At 33.0% G+C, this 18,117-nt stretch carries 18 protein-coding genes; 9 read left to right on the top strand and 9 right to left on the bottom strand.

Annotated elements, in window-relative coordinates; genetic code table 11:
- Position 1: 1 nt before the first annotated feature.
- A complete protein-coding gene (locus FJOH_RS00655; protein ID WP_012022227.1) occupies positions 2-721 on the top strand; it encodes a hypothetical protein in 720 nt (239 codons plus the stop codon).
- Between the two features lie 191 nt (positions 722-912).
- Here FJOH_RS00655 and FJOH_RS00650 read toward each other — a convergent pair whose 3' ends face one another.
- From FJOH_RS00650 to FJOH_RS00640, 3 genes are all read right to left on the bottom strand, one after another.
- Entirely contained in the window at positions 913-1,614 is a 702-nt protein-coding gene (locus FJOH_RS00650; RefSeq protein WP_012022226.1) for a hypothetical protein, read from the bottom strand.
- 131 nt (positions 1,615-1,745) lie between these two features.
- Complete coding sequence (locus FJOH_RS00645) at positions 1,746-3,575, bottom strand: ABC transporter ATP-binding protein (protein WP_012022225.1); 1,830 nt, start codon at positions 3,573-3,575, stop codon at positions 1,746-1,748.
- Positions 3,576-3,869: 294 nt separating this feature from the next.
- Positions 3,870-4,475 (bottom strand): nitroreductase family protein, encoded by a 606-nt coding sequence (locus FJOH_RS00640; protein ID WP_012022224.1) that lies wholly within the window; start codon positions 4,473-4,475, stop codon positions 3,870-3,872.
- A 94-nt stretch (positions 4,476-4,569) separates the two neighbouring features.
- On the opposite strand from FJOH_RS00640, the gene FJOH_RS00635 reads away from it, so the two are divergent.
- Positions 4,570-4,917, top strand: coding sequence for a winged helix-turn-helix transcriptional regulator (locus tag FJOH_RS00635; protein WP_012022223.1), 348 nt, complete (start codon positions 4,570-4,572; stop codon positions 4,915-4,917).
- Between the two features lie 118 nt (positions 4,918-5,035).
- Here the strand turns inward: FJOH_RS00635 and FJOH_RS00630 are convergent, their stop codons facing one another.
- The 3 genes from FJOH_RS00630 to FJOH_RS00620 all read right to left on the bottom strand — a co-directional run bounded on the left by FJOH_RS00630 (position 5,036) and on the right by FJOH_RS00620 (position 8,372).
- Positions 5,036-6,763: a phospho-sugar mutase gene (locus FJOH_RS00630; RefSeq protein WP_012022222.1), complete on the bottom strand. Its 1,728-nt coding sequence runs from the start codon at positions 6,761-6,763 to the stop codon at positions 5,036-5,038.
- 112 nt (positions 6,764-6,875) lie between these two features.
- The gene (locus FJOH_RS00625; protein WP_012022221.1) at positions 6,876-7,832 is read right to left on the bottom strand and encodes a glycosyltransferase family 2 protein; all 957 of its coding nucleotides are present in this window, start codon (positions 7,830-7,832) and stop codon (positions 6,876-6,878) included.
- 9 nt (positions 7,833-7,841) lie between these two features.
- Entirely contained in the window at positions 7,842-8,372 is a 531-nt protein-coding gene (locus FJOH_RS00620; protein WP_011921627.1) for a DUF4199 domain-containing protein, read from the bottom strand.
- Positions 8,373-8,622: 250 nt separating this feature from the next.
- Between FJOH_RS00620 and FJOH_RS00615 the strand changes: the two genes are divergently transcribed.
- Together FJOH_RS00615 and FJOH_RS00610 are read left to right on the top strand one after the other, a co-directional pair.
- Complete coding sequence (locus FJOH_RS00615) at positions 8,623-8,877, top strand: type B 50S ribosomal protein L31 (RefSeq protein ID WP_011921626.1); 255 nt, start codon at positions 8,623-8,625, stop codon at positions 8,875-8,877.
- A 335-nt stretch (positions 8,878-9,212) separates the two neighbouring features.
- A complete protein-coding gene (locus FJOH_RS00610; RefSeq protein ID WP_011921625.1) occupies positions 9,213-10,388 on the top strand; it encodes a GlmU family protein in 1,176 nt (391 codons plus the stop codon).
- A 131-nt stretch (positions 10,389-10,519) separates the two neighbouring features.
- Here FJOH_RS00610 and FJOH_RS00605 read toward each other — a convergent pair whose 3' ends face one another.
- Positions 10,520-10,963, bottom strand: a complete 444-nt coding sequence (locus tag FJOH_RS00605; protein ID WP_011921624.1) for a PepSY-like domain-containing protein — start codon at positions 10,961-10,963, stop codon at positions 10,520-10,522.
- Positions 10,964-11,283: 320 nt separating this feature from the next.
- Here FJOH_RS00605 and FJOH_RS00600 point away from each other — a divergent pair, with 320 nt between their 5' ends.
- The 3 genes from FJOH_RS00600 to FJOH_RS00590 all read left to right on the top strand — a co-directional run bounded on the left by FJOH_RS00600 (position 11,284) and on the right by FJOH_RS00590 (position 15,749).
- A complete protein-coding gene (locus FJOH_RS00600; protein ID WP_011921623.1) occupies positions 11,284-12,918 on the top strand; it encodes an ABC-F family ATP-binding cassette domain-containing protein in 1,635 nt (544 codons plus the stop codon).
- Positions 12,919-13,146: 228 nt separating this feature from the next.
- Entirely contained in the window at positions 13,147-14,295 is a 1,149-nt protein-coding gene (locus FJOH_RS00595) for a porin (protein WP_011921622.1), read from the top strand.
- A 23-nt stretch (positions 14,296-14,318) separates the two neighbouring features.
- The gene (locus tag FJOH_RS00590) at positions 14,319-15,749 is read left to right on the top strand and encodes an anion permease (protein WP_011921621.1); all 1,431 of its coding nucleotides are present in this window, start codon (positions 14,319-14,321) and stop codon (positions 15,747-15,749) included.
- Here FJOH_RS00590 and FJOH_RS00585 read toward each other — a convergent pair.
- Positions 15,746-16,057, bottom strand: a complete 312-nt coding sequence (locus FJOH_RS00585) for a GNAT family N-acetyltransferase (protein ID WP_011921620.1) — start codon at positions 16,055-16,057, stop codon at positions 15,746-15,748. The genes FJOH_RS00590 and FJOH_RS00585 overlap by 4 nt on opposite strands.
- Positions 16,058-16,345: 288 nt before the next feature.
- Here FJOH_RS00585 and FJOH_RS00580 point away from each other — a divergent pair, with 288 nt between their 5' ends.
- Positions 16,346-17,005, top strand: coding sequence for an alpha/beta hydrolase family protein (locus tag FJOH_RS00580; RefSeq protein WP_011921619.1), 660 nt, complete (start codon positions 16,346-16,348; stop codon positions 17,003-17,005).
- A gap of 255 nt (positions 17,006-17,260) precedes the next feature.
- Here the strand turns inward: FJOH_RS00580 and FJOH_RS00575 are convergent, their stop codons facing one another.
- Positions 17,261-17,776, bottom strand: coding sequence for a hypothetical protein (locus tag FJOH_RS00575; RefSeq protein WP_011921618.1), 516 nt, complete (start codon positions 17,774-17,776; stop codon positions 17,261-17,263).
- Positions 17,777-17,944: 168 nt separating this feature from the next.
- On the opposite strand from FJOH_RS00575, the gene rpmH reads away from it, so the two are divergent.
- Positions 17,945-18,106, top strand: a complete 162-nt coding sequence (gene rpmH, locus FJOH_RS00570; RefSeq protein ID WP_008464848.1) for a 50S ribosomal protein L34 — start codon at positions 17,945-17,947, stop codon at positions 18,104-18,106.
- The last annotated feature ends 11 nt before the right edge of the window (positions 18,107-18,117 follow it).

The following is an 18,117-nucleotide window of genomic DNA, read 5'->3' as shown; positions in this document are numbered from 1 at the left end:
GATGAAAAAGTACTCTAAATATATAGCCTTAGCAATTATAGGAACGTTAATTAGCTGCCGCGAAGAAGTTCAAAAGCCAAAAGTAAGTTACGATGTGTCAAACAAAGTAAGTGTTACAAAAGCAGATACCACTCAAATTGAAATTGCAGATCTGCCAATTCAAATGGAAGGTACTGATTATTTAATTCATCCTGTTGGGGATTTAAGGGTTTTTGAAAGAGGCTCAAAAGCCCGTTTTGGATCTTCTAGTGTAAACGATGTGAGTTTTACAATTTCTAATTTAGGCGAATATGAAATTACAGGTTACCTTCAAAATCTGAAGTTTCAAAAAGTCGATTCAGATTCTATTCATGCTCTTTCTGATAAACCTATTTTGATTTTAACCGCTACTTATTTAAAAACAGTTGCAGATAAAACTCAGAATAAAGTAATGGTTTATACCTTAACAGATTCTGATACTAATAAAGATGGTAAAATTGATACCAGTGATATTAAAACTTTGTATTTAAGTAATATCAGTGGAGAAAATTTTACAAAAGTCTCAGCTGATCTTGAAGAATTAGTTGACTGGAACTTAATTGAATCTAAAAACCGCTTGTATTTTAGAACAATTGAAGATACCAACCAAAATGGTCAATTCGATAAAAATGATGTCCTGCATTACAATTATATTGACTTAGCTTCTAAAAAATGGGAAGTGAAAAGTTATAAACCTATTTAAAGGTGCTAAGGTTCTGAGGTGCTAAGATTCTAAGTTTTTTTAGCTTTTGATAATTAGGGTTTCCTTGAATATTATAATATAAAACCCTGCTGAAATATAATTTTCAGCAGGGTTTATTTTTTATGCACAAAGATTGAAGAACTTAGCACCTTAGAATCTTAGTATCTCAGAACCTCAGAACCTCAGAACCTTTATATCAATATATCACTTTCCAGATCTGATTTTTCGATTTCAAAACCAAAATCCAGACGTTCTACCAATTCGATTACCAGTTTTTTGTACCAGTTTTCAGATTTCGGATGAATGTAGATTTTTTCGATTAACTGATTAATATCAACATTGATTTTTAATCCGTCGTTTAGTTTGATTTCGCTTTTTGAAGTATCAGTAAGAATACGGACTTCGCGTTCATATTGAAAACTTTTTCTTTTAAATAAAAAGGGAAAGAACAAATCATCAAACGGAATATATTCTTTTTTATAATCGATGTAATTGACTTCGCCTATATACTGGTCAAAATTGTTTTCTGGCCTTACTGCTTTCTGCAGTCTTCCAATAGTAGACTGAATGGCTAAACCTTCGTTGTTTTTTGTAAAAATCTGCCACATGGCAAAAGACTCATATTCGTTAATATGCCAGCTGCTAATGGCTACTTTTTCGCGATGTATTTTGTAGTAATTTAAAAATTCAGGATTGTCTACAGCCAGTTTTTTAATCTCCTCGTATGTAGGTTCGCTGAAAGTGCCTTCGTATTGATCTTCAAATTTATCAGAACGAGACATGAAAAGTTTTTTAGAAAGCAGTAAATCTAAAAATTTAGATAAGTCAAGATATTTCCAAACAATAGTATCAGGATCGTCTGGTAGTTTAATGTTAGGGTTGTTAAGATACATTTTTCTGAAAGAATTAAATTTCAATCTTTAACTATCCTAAAGTTATAAAATAAAACACAGATTAAAGAAATTAAACTAAGTTTTAATATTTCCTTAATCTGTGCAGATTATTTGATATGTATGTTTGAATCTTATGACTCTAGAGACTGCATCGTTACTAATTTGTTGTAAGTTCCGTTGTGTGCAATCAGTTCTTCGTGAGTTCCCTGTTCTACAATTTTTCCTTTTTGCATTACAACAATAACGTCTGCCTTTTGAATCGTTGAAAGTCGGTGGGCAATTACGATCGATGTTCTGTTCTGCATCATGTTTTCGAGCGCAACCTGAACAAATTTTTCACTTTCTGTATCTAATGCTGATGTTGCTTCGTCCAGAATCATTATCGGCGGATTTTTCAATACGGCACGGGCAATAGATAAACGTTGTTTTTGTCCGCCCGAAAGTTTGTTTCCGCTGTCTCCAATGTTAGTGTAGATTCCCAGCGGCAGTTCTTTTACAAACTCATATGCGTTAGCAATTTTTAAAGCTTCGATAATTTCATCATCAGTTGCATCTAATTTTCCTAAAGAAATATTTGCTTTAATGGTGTCATTAAATAAAATACTGTCTTGTGTTACCAATCCCATTAAGCTGCGAAGCGATTGCAGATTCATGTCTTTAATATTGATTCCGTCAATAGAAATTGAACCTTCGTTTACATCATAAAAACGAGTCAGCAAATTGGCAATTGTACTTTTTCCGCTTCCAGACTGCCCCACAAGTGCAACAGTCTGTCCTTTTTTAATTTGAAGAGAAAAATCTTTTAAAACAGTTTCTTCTTCGTATTTAAAATTAACATGCTGCACATCTATAATAGAATCAAAAGATGTTTTTTCGATTGCATTTTCTTTTGATGTAATTGTGTTTTCCTGTTCTAATATTTCAAGAACACGTTCGGCAGCAGCATTTCCTCTTTTTACTCCGTATGAAGCTTTAGAAATGGCTTTTGCAGGAGTTAAAATATTATAAGCTAATCCCATGTAAGCAATAAACGAAGGACCGCTTAGTGTTTTGTCAATCAAAACCATTTGTCCTCCATACCATAATAGAATAGCAATTACGGTGATTCCCATAAACTCACTTGCTGGAGAAGCTAAGTTTTGACGGTTTCCTATTTTGTTTGATAAGCTAAAAAAACGTTCAGTAGAATTTTGAAATACAGTATTAAAATAGCCTTCAGCATTGTAGCCTTTTACCACTTTTAATCCTCCAACGGTTTCTTCGATAGTAGATAAAAAAGTACCTTGTTCTTCTTGTGCTTTTGTAGATTGTTTTTTTAATTGTTTTCCAATTAATGAAATAATATAGCCGGAAATTGGAATAAAAATAAATACAAATATTGTCAGCTTCGTGCTGATAATAAGCATTGTTGTTATGGTGAAAATAATGGTCAGCGGTTCTTTAACAATAAGCTCCAAAATTGCTAAAAAGGAATTCTGAACCTCATTTACGTCTGCAGAAATTCTAGAAATAACATCTCCTTTTCTTTTTTCAGAATAAAAAGCCAGCGGAAGTTCTAATGTTCTTTTATACAAAGCATTTCTCATATCTTTTAAAACACCATTTCGTAAAAAAGTGATAAAAAACATGGCTAAATAATCGGCTAGGTTTTTTAATAAAAAGATCGAAATTATAATCGCGACCATTATAGATAAAATGTATCCAGGATCGTGAGTGCCTTTTGTTGTTGTTATATAATAACTCAAATAGTCTTCTCCGTACTGCTGAAGTTTTAAAATGCCTTCGTATACAGGTTTAACTTTTCTTTCTTTTGTCTGGTCAAATAAAACCTGAAGCATTGGTATTAAAGCAACAAACGAAAGTGTGCTGAAAAGAGCATACAAAACATTAAAAAAGATATTTAAGAATGCGTATTTTTTATACGGATATATAAAAGGAACTATTTTTTTGAAATTACTCATTTATTTTTTTGATATTGTTTTTTGGTAATGACTCTTTAATATGTATTAACGTAATTGTCATTTAAATTTTACTGCACAAATTTAATCCAATTGGATTGTTTTCAATTTCTTTTTGCTTTTTTTTATAAAAAAAGTTTCTTTAAAAGTAAAAATAAGGAAAACACTTTATTAAGTTAATATTAGGCAGTATATAAAAACATCCTTAAAAAATAAAGGCGGATTTTGAAAACAAAAAAACCGGACAACTTTTTGATATCCGATTTTTTAAATTTTATAGAAAGAAAATAATACAGTTTAAAAAGATTCTATAATTTCTTTCATTTCAAATCTCGATTTTGGTAAAACTGCAGGATGAGCCCAGTCATTTGCAGCATCTGCATAACCTACTGTTACGGCAAATAAAGGTGAATATCCGTCTTGTTTTAAAATGTTTTTATAAGCCGTACGGTCAATTCCTTCCATTGGAGTCGCATCGAGACCCATACTGATACAAGCGCTTAGAAAGAAGCCTAGAGAAATATAAACCTGGTTTTCTAACCATGATTTTACAGCTTCATCTCCATTCGATTTTATTAATGGTTCATAAAACCCTTTTATCCACGCTTCTGGGAGTACAGAAAGATTTCGGTTTTCAAAATGTTCTATATTTTCCATTACGCTGAATACAACTAAAAGATTAACATCATTAATCGACTGTTCGTTTACATAGGATTGTGAAGCCAGTTCTTTTTTTAACGTCTGATTTGTAATAAAAGTAAATTTCCACGGCTGACTGTTAATGGAAGATGGACTTAAACGCAGAATTTGTTTCAATTCTTCGATTTGTTCGTTTGAAATCTGTTTGGTATTGTCGTACTTTTTTGTTGAATATCTAACTTTTGCAAGATCTAAAAAACTCATATTTGTAAATTTAAATTAAACTATACTTTTTATTGTTGCAAAACTAAGTATAGTGAATTACCTTTGCAATAACGGTTAAAAATGATAGTAACAGATGTATAGTATAGATGATAAGCAGTATCCTTGCAGTACAAGCCTGACAATGAAGTATATTGGAGGAAAATGGAAGGCAGTTATTTTAATTCACTTAATTCAAAAAAAGCGATACAGTGAATTGAGAAAAGAATGCAAGGTTATTACAGAACGAACATTGAGTCTGCAGTTAAAAGAAATGGAAGAAGACGGTCTGGTTACCCGCACAGTTTATACCAGCAAACCGCCATTAAGAGTGGAGTATGAATTAACAGAATTTGGAAAGACGCTTATTCCTTTACTGAACTCTATTGCTGAATGGGGAATGGAAACTGCAAAAAATAATAAACGCATACAAGCTGTTGAATAACACTTATACGGATTGTGGAACTTTTTAATAAAAAAACCCGGATTTACATATATAAAATGTAAATTCGGGTTTTAGCTTTAATTGTCTTAAAAACAATTAGGATATATCAAAATACAGTTTAGTTTAACTGCATATCTGCAATAATGTTCTGGATTTTTTCGTCTAAGAATTTTTCAGCATCATCAAAATCTAAAACTGATTCTAATTCGGCATTAACGCTGATATAGAATTTAATTTTTGGTTCAGTTCCGCTTGGTCTTGCGCAAATTTTAGAACCGTCTTCTGTATAATAAATCAATACGTTTGATTTTGGAATATCCATCGAAGATTCTTCGTTTGTCAATAAATTCAATGCAGTTGATGATTGGTAATCTTCAACCATAATAACACGTTGTCCGTTGATTTCTTTTAATGGATTCTGACGTAAATTAACCATCATTTGGTTGATTTCTTCTAAACCTTCCATTCCTTTTTTAGTCAATGAAACTAGAAATTCTTTGTAGAAACCATTTTCTACGTAAAGTTGTAAAAGTTCTTTGTAAACAGAGCTTCCTGCTGCTTTTGCCTGAGCAGCAACTTCGCAGATCAATAGGGTAGCGGCAACAGCATCTTTATCTCTAACAGCATCGCCAACCATAAATCCGAAACTTTCTTCACCGCCGCCGATAAATTCAAGTTCAGGAAAATCTTTGATCATTTTAGCAATCCATTTAAATCCTGTTAAACCTACTTTGCATTCAACTCCGTAACTTGTTGCCAGTTCCATCATCATTGGAGTCGAAACGATTGTTGATCCAACGAATTGTTTCCCATTGATTTTTCCAGCTTTTTTCCATTGTTTCAAAAGGAAAGAAGTCATTAAAACCATAGTCTGGTTTCCGTTAAGCAAAATCATTTTACCGTCGTTATTTCTAACAGCAACACCTAAACGGTCACAGTCAGGATCTGTTCCAACCACGATATCAGAGTTTGTTTTATCAGCTAAAGCTAAAGCCATTGTTAAGGCTTCAGGTTCTTCCGGATTTGGAGATTTTACAGTTGGGAAATCTCCGTCTGGAACCGCCTGTTCTGGTACAATGTGTACATTTTTGTAACCAGCCTGAGATAAAACATCCGGGATTGATTTTATAGAAGTTCCGTGCAGTGAAGTAAAAACAATGTGAAGATTGTCTTTGGCTTCAGCCGGAGTATTAAAACTTGCGTTTTCTATAGATGATTTTATAAACGCTTTGTCAAGTTCTGTATCGATGTACTGAATTAAGCTTTCGTTTGCATTGAATTTGATTTTGTCATAACCTAAGCTTTCAATTACATTGACAATTTCTTTGTCTTGTGGAGGAACGATTTGTCCGCCGTCCTGCCAGTACACTTTGTATCCGTTATATTCTGGCGGATTGTGTGATGCAGTAAGAACAATACCGCATTGGCATCCTAAATATTTAAGTGCAAAAGACAATTCAGGAGTTGGTCTTAAATCTGAAAACAAATAAACCTGAATTCCGTTTGCAGAGAAAACATCAGCAACAACTTTAGCTAAAGTATTACTGTTATGACGACAGTCGTAAGCAATAACAACTTTTAAAGGCTCGTTTGGAAAAACCTGATGCAGATAATCAGATAATCCCTGAGTGTTTTTTCCAAGTGTGTATTTGTTGATTCTGTTGTTTCCTACGCCCATAACACCGCGCATACCTCCGGTTCCAAATTCCAGATTTTTGTAGAAACTCTCCTCAAGATCTTTTGGAGAAGTAGTCATTAATTCTTTTACGGCTGCCTGCGTTTCCTGGTCAAATGTCGGCGTAAGCCATTCGTTTACTGCGTTTAATATATTAGGTGCAATATTCATTTTAAATTTCTTTTTAATATTTTAATTAAAGATAGAGAAATTTTGGAAGTTATTTCCTGCTATCATTTTAATTTTTTTGTCTCTCCTTGATAAAGTATTGGAGAAAATGTTTTTAAAAATTAACCTCTCGTGATACTTTATAACGTTCTTCGTTGTTTTTGGTTCTTAAGATAATTTCTCCTAAAAATCCGGCTAAAAACAGCTGAGTTCCCAGAATCATTGTAGTTAAGGCTATAAAAAACCAAGGATTATTAGTTACCAGGCTATATTTCATTCCATTATACATATGGTATAATTTTGAAACTCCAATATATCCGGCAGATAAAAAACCAATAATAAACATGATCGAACCAATAGCGCCAAATAAGTGCATTGGTCTTTTTCCGAATCTTGATAAAAACCAAATCGTAATTAAATCAAGGAATCCGTTAATAAAGCGTTCCATTCCAAATTTGGTTTCGCCGTATTTACGTGCCTGATGAATTACTACTTTTTCACCAATTTTTCCAAAACCGGCATTTTTTGCCAAAACCGGAATATAACGGTGCATCTCGCCCGAAACTTCAATGTTTTTAACTACAACATTTTTGTACGCTTTTAATCCGCAGTTAAAATCATTAAGCTCAACACCCGAAGTTTTTCTGGCTGCCCAGTTAAATAATTTTGAAGGAAGGTTTTTAGCCACTACAGAATCGTAACGTTTCTTTTTCCAGCCAGAAACTAAATCGAATTTCTGTTGTGTAATCATTTCGTACAATTCAGGAATTTCATCCGGACTGTCTTGCAAATCAGCATCCATAGTAATAATAACATCACCTTTTGCTTTTGCAAAACCTGCGTGTAAAGCCTGCGATTTTCCGAAATTTTTCATGAAACGAATTCCCTTTACATTTGGGTTTTCGTTAGAGAAACCTTCAATAATATTCCAAGAATCATCTGTACTTCCATCATCTACAAAAATGATTTCATAAGAGTAATTATTAGACTGCATCACTTTAATAATCCATGAATAGAGTTCTTTAAGCGATTCCTCCTCGTTTAGAAGCGGTATAAGTATAGATAGATTCATTTATAATTTTTATTCTTGAGTAGTTTTGCTTTTAAAAAATGCTGCGAAAATTAATCCGAAAATTGCGCTGATTACCATAGCAAAAACTGATCCTTTTAATAATTCAAGAGTCGAATAAGGATTTGTTAGTTTCATTTTAGCAATAGCTTCGTTGATTGATGAAGCCGGAGCGCCAAATTTCTGCATCATGTTTGCAGTATATTTTACCATTATGTCGCTTAAAGTGTCTTTTGCACCCGGGTCAATAACGTTAAATAAGATAATATTAAAAGAAGTAGAAATTAAAATACCAATTACTGCTGCTATAAAATAAGTGGTAAAAGCATCTTTAAAAGGAAAAACACCGTTTAATTCTTTCTTAGTTTTAGAAAGTAAAATGATGCTGATTGTAATGCTGATTGCGATGCCTATTAATCCCATCCACCATGCAGTAAACAAGTTTAAATCAATAGCATAGATAGTTGCAGTAACCAATGCAGATGCAATTCCAATCATTACACCATACGCAATACCATTCTTTTTTATAACTTCATTAATCATATTTCTATATGTTTTAAAATTAATCCACAAATATAGCAATTCCCAATATACATCGATGAGAAAAAAAGCTTTTTGAATTTAACTAAAAAAAAGTAAGCTAAGTATTTGTTTATTAAAAAAGAATTGTAAATTTGCACACTCAAAATTAATTAAAATTTTAAATAAAAAAGAGCATTGTTTGTTTATACCTTTTTCTAACCATGGAAAAGCTTCAAAATAAAAATGTTCTAAACAATAAATAAAAAGAAAGATGAAAAAAGGAATTCACCCAGAAAATTACAGATTAGTTGCATTTAAAGACATGTCAAATGATGACGTTTTTATCACTAAATCTACTGCAGATACAAAAGAAACAATTGAAGTTGACGGAGTTGAGTATCCAGTTGTAAAAATGGAGATTTCTAGAACATCTCACCCTTTTTATACTGGTAAATCTAAACTTATTGATACTGCAGGACGTATTGATAAATTCAAAACTAAATATGCAAAACACGCTAAAAAATAATAGCTGTTTAAAATATATAAAAGCCTTCCAAAATTGGAAGGCTTTTTTTTTACAAATTAATTTATAGGTTAAGAAATTTCTATTTTAAAATAGCTGTGGTTTTAGTAACCACGAGTACGTTGTGAATATATTGCGTTCCAGTGGTTGAAACAGCTGGCTATGTTTTGGTATACGAAATCAAAATCTAATAGGATTTGGAAAATAATCGTAATCTAAATGAATGAAAATTGAAAATTTGCGGCTATTTACATATAAACATGATTAATCTAAAAAATAAATATTTGTAACTTTGGTCTCGGTAACCAAATCAAATTTTAACACATTAAATTAAATTTATGAATTACATTCTTTTCGACGGTCCCGTCCGGAATGCTTTATTACCTTTTACTTTTACACGACCAGTTGCAGATATTTTAATCGGAATTATGACAATTCGTCAAAAGTGGGAGGCTCGTTTAGGTTCTACTATAACAACTATTACTGAAGACTATCTTTCTGCCAAATTCCCAATGGTAGAAATGGAAGAAAACGTAATGATAAACGCAGCGTATTTGCCAAATGATGCGCTTGCAGAATTAGTTTCTGATTTAAAAGAGAATCAGGCAATTTTTAAAGGCGATGATGTAATTGCTTTTTTTACAACCGAAAACCAGGAAGAAGTCGATTTTGATACGTACGAAATTATTCAGTACAATGAAGAATGTCTGACAGTTGAACATACATGGGACATTTTCTCAAAAAATGATGCTGCCATTCGTGCCGATTTTGCTTTTTTAACAGAAGACAGAAAATCACAGCCCATTCCTAAAAGTGTAAATGTTATTGCGCCAGAAAATGTATTTATTGAAGAAGGAGCAAAACTGGAGTTTGTAACTTTAAATGCATCTAATGGTCCTATATATATAGGTAAGAATACCGAAATTATGGAAGGAACCGTTATTCGCGGGCCTTTTGCTTTATGTGAAAATGCAATGGTAAAAATGTCGGCTAAGGTTTATGGAGCAACAACTGTTGGTCCAGGATCCAGAATAGGCGGTGAGGTTAAAAATTCAGTTCTTTTTGCGAATTCAAACAAAGGACACGAAGGATTTTTAGGAGATTCTGTTCTAGGCGAATGGTGTAATATTGGAGCTGATTCGAATAACTCAAACCTAAAAAACAATTACGAAGAAGTGAAATTATGGAGCTACGAAACAGAAGGTTTTGCTAAAACCGGACTTCAGTTTTGCGGTTTAATGATGGGAGATCATAGTAAATGCGGCATCAATACGATGTTTAATACAGGAACCGTAGTTGGTGTAAGCGCGAATATTTTTGGATCTGGTTTTCCTCGTAATTTTGTTCCGAGTTTTTCTTGGGGCGGTGCAGCGGGATTTACAACTTATGTAACCAAAAAAGCTTTTGAAACGGCAAGATTGGTTATGAGCCGAAGAAATATTGATTTCGACGAAACAGAAGCAGCAATCTTAGAGCATATTTTCGAAGAAACTAAAAAATGGAGAAAAGACTAATTAGATAATTAGTCAATTTGAAAATGAGATAATTTGACAACCCGACAGGTTTTTGTGACCTGTCGGGTTTTGTTATTTTAAGGTTTTAGAGAATTTTCTAATTTCCTAATTGACACATTTTCTAATTTTACTTATTTGTCAATCTTAATAAAATCCCCTTTTAAACTGAATTTTAATTCTAAACCATTCGTTAGTTTTGTTTCGTATCCCGAAGATTCAATTTCTATTTTGGTTACTTTTTCTTTCGGGAAGTTTTCTTTTATATAAGAAGCAACCTTCTTAGGGATAATAGATTTCGGAATTTTAGAATTTTTGCCGTCAACTTCTTTCCAGTTTCCTTTTTTGTCAAATTCAATTTCAATCTGGTTATCAAATTGAACTTTGTATTCTGTTGAAAGGATTTCTTTGTCTTCCAATATATAGCTCGGTTTTTTCGATCCAAAATGTGTTTTTAAAAATGTCTGCGCGTTTGCGGGTAAAGCTTCTTTTTTGATTACAGTTTTTTGCGCATTCGCAGAAAGTCCAAATAGTAATCCTGCAATTAAGGAAACAGCCAGTTTTAATTTCGTTTTCATATTTTGCTGATTTTTAAATTTATATACAAGGTAAGATTAAAATTTTAAAATTGAGAAATCTAAGTAGGTTTAACATCAATCATGCTTCTTTTTTTTGCCGCAGATTAAAAGATTAAAAAGATTTTTTAGAAGGAAGTTAAAAAAGAGAATCAGTGAAAATCCTTTTATCTGCGTCGAAAAAGATATTGTCTAATTGACACATTTTCAAAATTATCTAATTATCAAATTGGACATTGTCTAATTAAATCTATCTTTGCAGCACGAAAAAAATGGGTAGTCAGATAAACGATTAACCGATTAAACAAAATTCACAAACACAAATGATTACAGTTAACGATATTTCGGTTCAGTTTGGCGGAACTACACTTTTTAGCGATGTTTCTTTTGCTATTAATGAAAATGATAAAATTGCCCTTATGGGTAAAAATGGTGCGGGAAAATCGACACTTTTAAAAATAATTGCAGGTGTAAACAAACCTTCTACCGGAAGTATTTCTGCACCAAAAGAAGCTGTAATTGCTTACTTACCGCAGCATTTGCTTACTGAAGACGGCGCAACTGTTATGGAAGAAGCATCAAAAGCTTTCAGTGATATTTTTAAAATGAAAGCCGAAATTGATGAAATCAACGAACAGTTAACCGTTCGTACTGATTATGAAAGTGACGAATACATGAAATTAATCGAAAGAGTTTCTGACTTAAGCGAAAAATTTTATGCTATTGAAGAAATAAATTACGAAGCTGAAGTTGAGAAAATTTTAGTTGGTTTAGGATTCGAAAGAGAAGATTTTACACGTCAGACTTCAGAATTTTCAGGAGGATGGAGAATGCGTATCGAATTAGCTAAAATCCTTTTGCAAAAACCTGATTTGATTTTGCTGGATGAGCCTACTAACCACATGGATATCGAAAGTATTCAATGGTTAGAAGATTTCTTATTGAATCAGGCTAAAGCAGTTGTGGTGATTTCTCACGATAGAGCGTTTGTAGATAATATTACAAACCGTACTATCGAGGTTACAATGGGAAGAATCTACGATTACAAAGCAAAATACACCCATTATTTAGAGTTAAGAAAAGACCGTCGTATTCATCAGCAGAAAGCGTATGACGAACAGCAAAAAATGATTGCCGAAAACCGTGCTTTTATTGAGCGTTTCAAAGGAACATTCTCAAAAACAGATGCCGTTCAGTCTCGTGTAAAAATGCTTGAAAAGTTAGAAATCGTTCAGGTTGATGAAGTAGATACATCTGCATTACGTTTGAAATTCCCGCCGGCAGCACGTTCAGGTCAATATCCAGTTGTTGTAAAAGAAATGTCGAAATCGTATGGAGATCATGTGGTTTTTAAAGATGCAAACATCGTAATCGAACGCGGACAAAAAGTAGCTTTTGTTGGAAAAAATGGAGAAGGAAAATCGACCATGATTAAAGCAATTATGAAAGAAATCGGCGTTGATTCAGGAAGCGTTGAAATTGGACATAATGCACAAATTGGATATTTTGCTCAAAATCAGGCCGCTTTATTAGATGAAAATGCTACTATTTTTGAAACTATCGATAGTATTGCGGTTGGAGATATTAGAACGCAGATCAAGAATATTTTGGGAGCCTTCATGTTTCAGGGAGATGATATTACTAAAAAAGTAAAAGTGCTTTCCGGAGGAGAAAAAACGCGTTTGGCAATGATTAAATTGTTGTTAGAGCCAGTGAATTTATTAATTCTGGATGAGCCTTCGAATCACTTGGATATGAAGACAAAAGACATTATTAAAGATGCATTGCGTGATTTTGACGGAACATTAATTTTGGTTTCTCACGACCGTGATTTCCTAGACGGATTAGCAACTAAAGTTTTTGAATTCGGAAACAAAAGAGTAAAAGAACATTTTGAAGATGTTGCAGGTTTCCTTGCTCACAAGAAAATGGATTCTATGAGAGAAATAGAAAAATAGAGTCTAAATACATTATAGATCAAAAAGCACAAGTTCATTCTTGTGCTTTTTTTTATTTTAATAACATTATTTTAATGCAACTTTTTTTACAACAATTCTATTTTTTTTGTTATTTTAGTACTTCATTTCGTGTCGACTATAGATAGTTAACTTTTTGATCTTCAAAAAGAATAGTGCTGATTCTGAATTCAGTTATAAGAAACTAATATTTTTATTAATTTGAAGTCTATGAATAAAATTCTACTAGTTCCGATTATTATTCTCTTTTTTATAACTCCATTTTTTCTGCATGCTCAAGGCGATGTAAATGCTGGAGAAAAAACCGATAGCGAGATAAAATATCCTCAATATCAGCTAAAGGGACTTTTACAGGCAAGATATCTGGAAAGTTTTGGCGACAATGTTGATGTTCTAGGAGTACATCATTCTACTGGAGATGTTACCCAGCAGTCTTTTGATATTAAAAGAATGCGTGTTGGCTTGAATACCAGGTTAAGTGAAGCTACAGAAGTCGTAATTCTGGTAAACTTAGCCGATTTTAAATCAGATACCAAAGGCAAAGTTCTCGAAAACGCTTACGGAAAGTATACCTTCAATAAATATATTGCTTTGACCGGAGGACAGTTTCGTCCGGCATTTGGAATTGAAGAACTTGTTCCTGTAGATATTATCAAATCTTTTGACTTCTCAAATCAATATTATGAATTCGGAAAAAACGGCTGGACCAGTTTTCAAATTGGGGCTTCGGCAACCGGATCTTTTGATATTGGGAAAATTCCGGTTAGTTATGCTGTCTCAGTTTTGAACGGAAATGGAAAAAACGTAGAAATGGATAAAGACAACGGAAAACAATATTCTACAAGATGGGTTTTTGAATTGTCTAAAGAGCATAAAATAAATCTGGGTTTAAATGGTGGTATTGGAAAAGTATTTAAAGAAGATGTTTTTGCAGTTGGAGCTGATATAACCAGTGATTTTAAACTAACAGACCGATTTACTTTTGATCTTCAAATTGAATACAAACAAGGAACAAATCATAATTTATATTTTTCACTGCCAGCCGAAAGCAGAGTAGGTGATGTTTCCAATTATCAAATGCGCGGGATTTATTTTCTGCCAAATTTGAGGTATGTGGTAAATTATAAAAAACTAACGGCATTAGAATTATCATGTCGTTACGAAACTTTTAATCCTAGTTACAAGGTAAATTCCAATGTCAGACAAACTTATACACCTATGATTAGTCTTGAATTTGGAAAAAATTATACAGGAAGAATTGAAATGGGGTTTGAAATTGACCGATTTGATAAAAATATTCCGGATACATCAACCTATAATGATGAATTATTCCTGATTCAGTTACAACTCCGACTTTAGTTTTAATATAAATCTAAATTATTATGAAAGAAGTACAAATTCCTCAAACCCTGATTACGCTTGCTGTTGGAATTGCAATTTGGTTTATTCCTGCACCAAATGGAGTTGTTATTGAAGCCTGGCACTTGTTTGCAATTTTTGTGGCCACTATTTTGGGAATTATTCTAAAAGCGGCTCCAATGGGAACGATGTGTATGATTGCAATTGCTTTAACGGCTTTTACGCAGGTTCTGGCACCGGGCGATCCTGGAAAATCAATTACGCTGGCCTTAAAAGGATTTGGCGATAAAGTAATATGGCTTATCGGAATTTCGTTTTTTATAGCGAGAGGATTTATAAAAACTGGTTTAGGGAATAGAATTGCTTTTTTATTTATTAGAATCTTCGGAAAAAGCTCTCTTGGATTGGCTTACGGATTAGGTCTTGCTGATTTAGTTTTGGCTCCGGCTGTGCCAAGTAATACGGCAAGAGGAGGAGGAATTATTTATCCTATAATGAAATCCATGTCAATGAGTTTTGGCTCTGTGCCGGATCAGCCGGAAACACATAGAAAATTAGGTTCTTATTTAACATTGAATTGCTATAATATGAATTTAATAGCTTCATCAATGTTTCTGACCGGAACGGCAAGTAATCCAATGTGTCAGAAGTTTGCGCTTAATTTAGGGATTAAAATAACCTGGATGTCATGGGCAGCTGCAGCAATCGTTCCGGGATTGTGTGCCTTTTTTGTGATTCCCTTTGTGTTGTATAAGATATATCCGCCAGAACTAAAAAAGACTGGAGATGCACCGCAGATTGCCATGCAGAAATTAAAAGAAATGGGGCCGATTACCCGTAACGAATGGATGATGCTTTTAACGTTTTTTATTCTCTTGTTTCTTTGGATGACAGGCGATTTGTTTTCTATAGACGCTACGACAACGGCATTTATTGGTTTGGTAATTTTATTGCTTACTTCAGTTTTAACATGGGATGATGTAAAAGCCGAAAAAGGAGCGTGGGATACCATTGTGTGGTTTTCGGTTTTAGTAATGATGGCAAGTTCGCTTAACGAACTTGGATTTATCGGCTGGTTTAGTAATGTTGTAAAAGCAGAAATTGGAGGTTTGAGCTGGCAGATGGCATTTCCAATAATTATATTGGTCTACTTTTTCAGCCATTATCTTTTTGCAAGTGCAACGGCACACGTAGCGGCAATGTATGCGGCACTTTTGGGTGTTGGGGTTTCACTTGGTATTCCGGGATTGCTTTTGGCCTTTATGCTTGGTTTTATGGGATCAATCTACGGAACGTTGACGCATTACGGACATGGTCCGGCTCCCGTTTTTTTCGGAAGCGGATATGTCGATTTAAAAAGCTGGTGGGTCAAAGGTTTGGTAACCGGACTTGTAATGCTTTTTATTTATATGGGAATTGGCGGATTATGGCTTTGGGTAATAAATTATTTTTAAATTCTGATTCCCGGCGGCAATAATTCTTTGTACTTTGGATTTTTTTTGAAAAATGCTGCGATTTTTGGATGAATCGGCACAACTCTGAAATTTTTTTCTGTACTTAGTTCCATAATGTTTTTAAGTAAAGTGTCAATTACAGACTGGTTTTCGAAGTTTTCGGGTGTGTTGATTTTGGTTAAAAAGATTTTCTTTTCCTGAAAAGAATATTCAACGCTTAATAATCCCTCAGGGACTACGGTTTCAAATTGTCTGGCAAAGGTATTGTCTTTGATTTCCATAGTTTCAGCAGGTTCCATATTTGTCATGTTTTTGGGGTGGATAAAATATTAGAAAAAGAACGATAAAAAATAAACAAATAAAATCTTTGGAAAAGATATTTAAATGCGAGTAATTTGGATTGCAAAGTTAATCATTTGATTTTCAATATTGAAGTATTTTAAGTAAGATTTGGACTAGTTTTTGAAACTGCTCTGTTTTTGTAGTTTAATTTGTTTTAATATGTAAGAATGGTGTAAGATTTGCTGTGCATATCATTAAAAAAAGTAAAATTATTTTGAAATTAAAATTCGCAATTATAATCCCTTTTCATACAAATGAGTAAAATTCCAGTATATTTTATGCCCGGTTTGGCGGCAAGTCCGGCAATTTTTGAAAGAATTCAGTTAGATGAATCTGTTTTTGAAATGTGTTTATTAGAATGGGAGATTCCGCATCCAAAAGAAGCCTTGTCGGATTATGCGCTTAGAATTTCTAAAAAAATCAAACACGAAAATCCTGTTTTGGTTGGAGTTTCTTTTGGAGGGATTTTAGTTCAGGAAATCGCAAAACACATTCAGGCCCGAAAAGTTATTATTATTTCTAGTGTTAGAAGTAATATTGAATTCCCAAAAAGAATGAAAATCGGAAAAACTACAAAAGCCTACAAGCTGATTCCGATGAAGCTGATTTTAAATATCGAAAGTCTGGCAAAATATTCTTTTGGAGAAAAAGTAAATAAACGTATTAAGTTATACGAGAAGTTTTTAGCGGTTAGGGATCTTAACTATTTGCAGTGGGCTGTAGAATCAGTCATTTTATGGGATAGAAATAAGGTTGATGAAAACGTAATTCATATTCACGGCGACAAAGACGAAGTTTTTCCAATAAAATACATCAACAGCTGTATCGTGGTTAAAGGCGGTACACATATTATGATTCTCAATAAATATAAATGGCTTAATGAGAATCTGCCTTCTATTATATTAGAAGATTGAATTTTTTAAGTTTTCAGCCGCAGTTTTCAGTTTAAAGCTTTGTCAATGATGTGCAAAGATTTATGCGTAATCTTGTCATTTCGACGAAGGAGAAATCTTCGCAAGCAGCTCCTCAAAAGTATATTTTAAATCTTTGTAGAGTTTCGTGCGAAGATTTCTCCTTCGTCGAAATGACAAAACGGGACGTTTGCGGTATAAAAAAATCCCAAACTCCTTAGGAATTTGGGATTTAATATATTGAAAATTAAAAAAAAATTAGATTTTCTTCATTTGTTCTTTCATCATAGAAATCTGCTCTTTCAGCATTCCCTGCTTATCTAATTTCTTAGCTTCGTTTAATAAATTAGTTGCTTCAAGCTTTCTTCTGCGTGACATTGCAACTCCTGCAAGGTTTAATTTAGCTACTGCTAAATCCATATCCATAGATAATCCAAGCTCAATTGCTTTTTTGAAATGTTTTTCAGCCTGGTTAATGTTAGTCTGTGATAACATGATACCTTGTAAATAGTTTAAGTATCCTTGTTGTTTTCTAACTAATGCTCCTTCCGGATTTTTGATATATGATAACCATTTATTTGCACCTTCAAAGTCTTGTTTTCTTAATTTAAGGAAGGCTAAAAGGATAAATTCGTTTTTAAAATAAAGAAAAATTGGAATTGCAGTCAATAATATAAGAAAGATTCCATTTCCGATATTACTTTCTGTAAATTGCCAAATGCCCGCCACTACAAGAAGTCCGGCCAAAATAAGTTTAATATTTTTGTGAAACATAATTAATGTAAATTTGTGATTGCAAAGATAGTAAAAGGAATTAAAAATATTTTTATAAAACTGCTTGCCAGAAAAAAAAGTCTTTGTATATTTGCACTCGGTTTTTGAATAACGATATCCAAAACCAAATAACGAGTTAATAGATACCATTTTTAAAGATACAAAGCAATGAGCAAAAGAACATTTCAACCATCGAAAAGAAAAAGAAGAAATAAGCACGGATTTATGGACAGAATGGCTTCTGCGAATGGAAGAAAAGTTCTAGCGCGTAGAAGAGCAAAAGGAAGACATAAATTAACTGTTTCTAGCGAGCCTAGACACAAAAAATAATGTTTGTATAA

This window comes from Flavobacterium johnsoniae UW101 (assembly GCF_000016645.1).
Taxonomy (GTDB): Bacteria; Bacteroidota; Bacteroidia; order Flavobacteriales; family Flavobacteriaceae; genus Flavobacterium; species Flavobacterium johnsoniae.
Note: the sequence above shows the minus strand (reverse complement) of the source record. Positions and strands in the feature narration are given on the sequence as shown.

What these genes read in the sequence shown, in the direction of transcription:
- FJOH_RS00580 (WP_011921619.1), top strand. Translation starts at nt 16,346, where the DNA reads ATGAGTAAAATTCCAGTATATTTTATGCCCGGTTTGGCGGCAAGTCCG.
- FJOH_RS00630 (WP_012022222.1), bottom strand. Translation starts at nt 6,763, where the DNA reads ATGAATATTGCACCTAATATATTAAACGCAGTAAACGAATGGCTTACG.
- FJOH_RS00610 (WP_011921625.1), top strand. Translation starts at nt 9,213, where the DNA reads ATGAATTACATTCTTTTCGACGGTCCCGTCCGGAATGCTTTATTACCT.
- FJOH_RS00590 (WP_011921621.1), top strand. Translation starts at nt 14,319, where the DNA reads ATGAAAGAAGTACAAATTCCTCAAACCCTGATTACGCTTGCTGTTGGA.
- FJOH_RS00640 (WP_012022224.1), bottom strand. Translation starts at nt 4,475, where the DNA reads ATGAGTTTTTTAGATCTTGCAAAAGTTAGATATTCAACAAAAAAGTAC.
- FJOH_RS00605 (WP_011921624.1), bottom strand. Translation starts at nt 10,963, where the DNA reads ATGAAAACGAAATTAAAACTGGCTGTTTCCTTAATTGCAGGATTACTA.
- FJOH_RS00615 (WP_011921626.1), top strand. Translation starts at nt 8,623, where the DNA reads ATGAAAAAAGGAATTCACCCAGAAAATTACAGATTAGTTGCATTTAAA.
- FJOH_RS00585 (WP_011921620.1), bottom strand. Translation starts at nt 16,057, where the DNA reads ATGACAAATATGGAACCTGCTGAAACTATGGAAATCAAAGACAATACC.
- FJOH_RS00600 (WP_011921623.1), top strand. Translation starts at nt 11,284, where the DNA reads ATGATTACAGTTAACGATATTTCGGTTCAGTTTGGCGGAACTACACTT.
- FJOH_RS00575 (WP_011921618.1), bottom strand. Translation starts at nt 17,776, where the DNA reads ATGTTTCACAAAAATATTAAACTTATTTTGGCCGGACTTCTTGTAGTG.
- FJOH_RS00645 (WP_012022225.1), bottom strand. Translation starts at nt 3,575, where the DNA reads ATGAGTAATTTCAAAAAAATAGTTCCTTTTATATATCCGTATAAAAAA.
- FJOH_RS00620 (WP_011921627.1), bottom strand. Translation starts at nt 8,372, where the DNA reads ATGATTAATGAAGTTATAAAAAAGAATGGTATTGCGTATGGTGTAATG.
- FJOH_RS00595 (WP_011921622.1), top strand. Translation starts at nt 13,147, where the DNA reads ATGAATAAAATTCTACTAGTTCCGATTATTATTCTCTTTTTTATAACT.
- rpmH (WP_008464848.1), top strand. Translation starts at nt 17,945, where the DNA reads ATGAGCAAAAGAACATTTCAACCATCGAAAAGAAAAAGAAGAAATAAG.
- FJOH_RS00635 (WP_012022223.1), top strand. Translation starts at nt 4,570, where the DNA reads ATGTATAGTATAGATGATAAGCAGTATCCTTGCAGTACAAGCCTGACA.
- FJOH_RS00655 (WP_012022227.1), top strand. Translation starts at nt 2, where the DNA reads ATGAAAAAGTACTCTAAATATATAGCCTTAGCAATTATAGGAACGTTA.
- FJOH_RS00650 (WP_012022226.1), bottom strand. Translation starts at nt 1,614, where the DNA reads ATGTATCTTAACAACCCTAACATTAAACTACCAGACGATCCTGATACT.
- FJOH_RS00625 (WP_012022221.1), bottom strand. Translation starts at nt 7,832, where the DNA reads ATGAATCTATCTATACTTATACCGCTTCTAAACGAGGAGGAATCGCTT.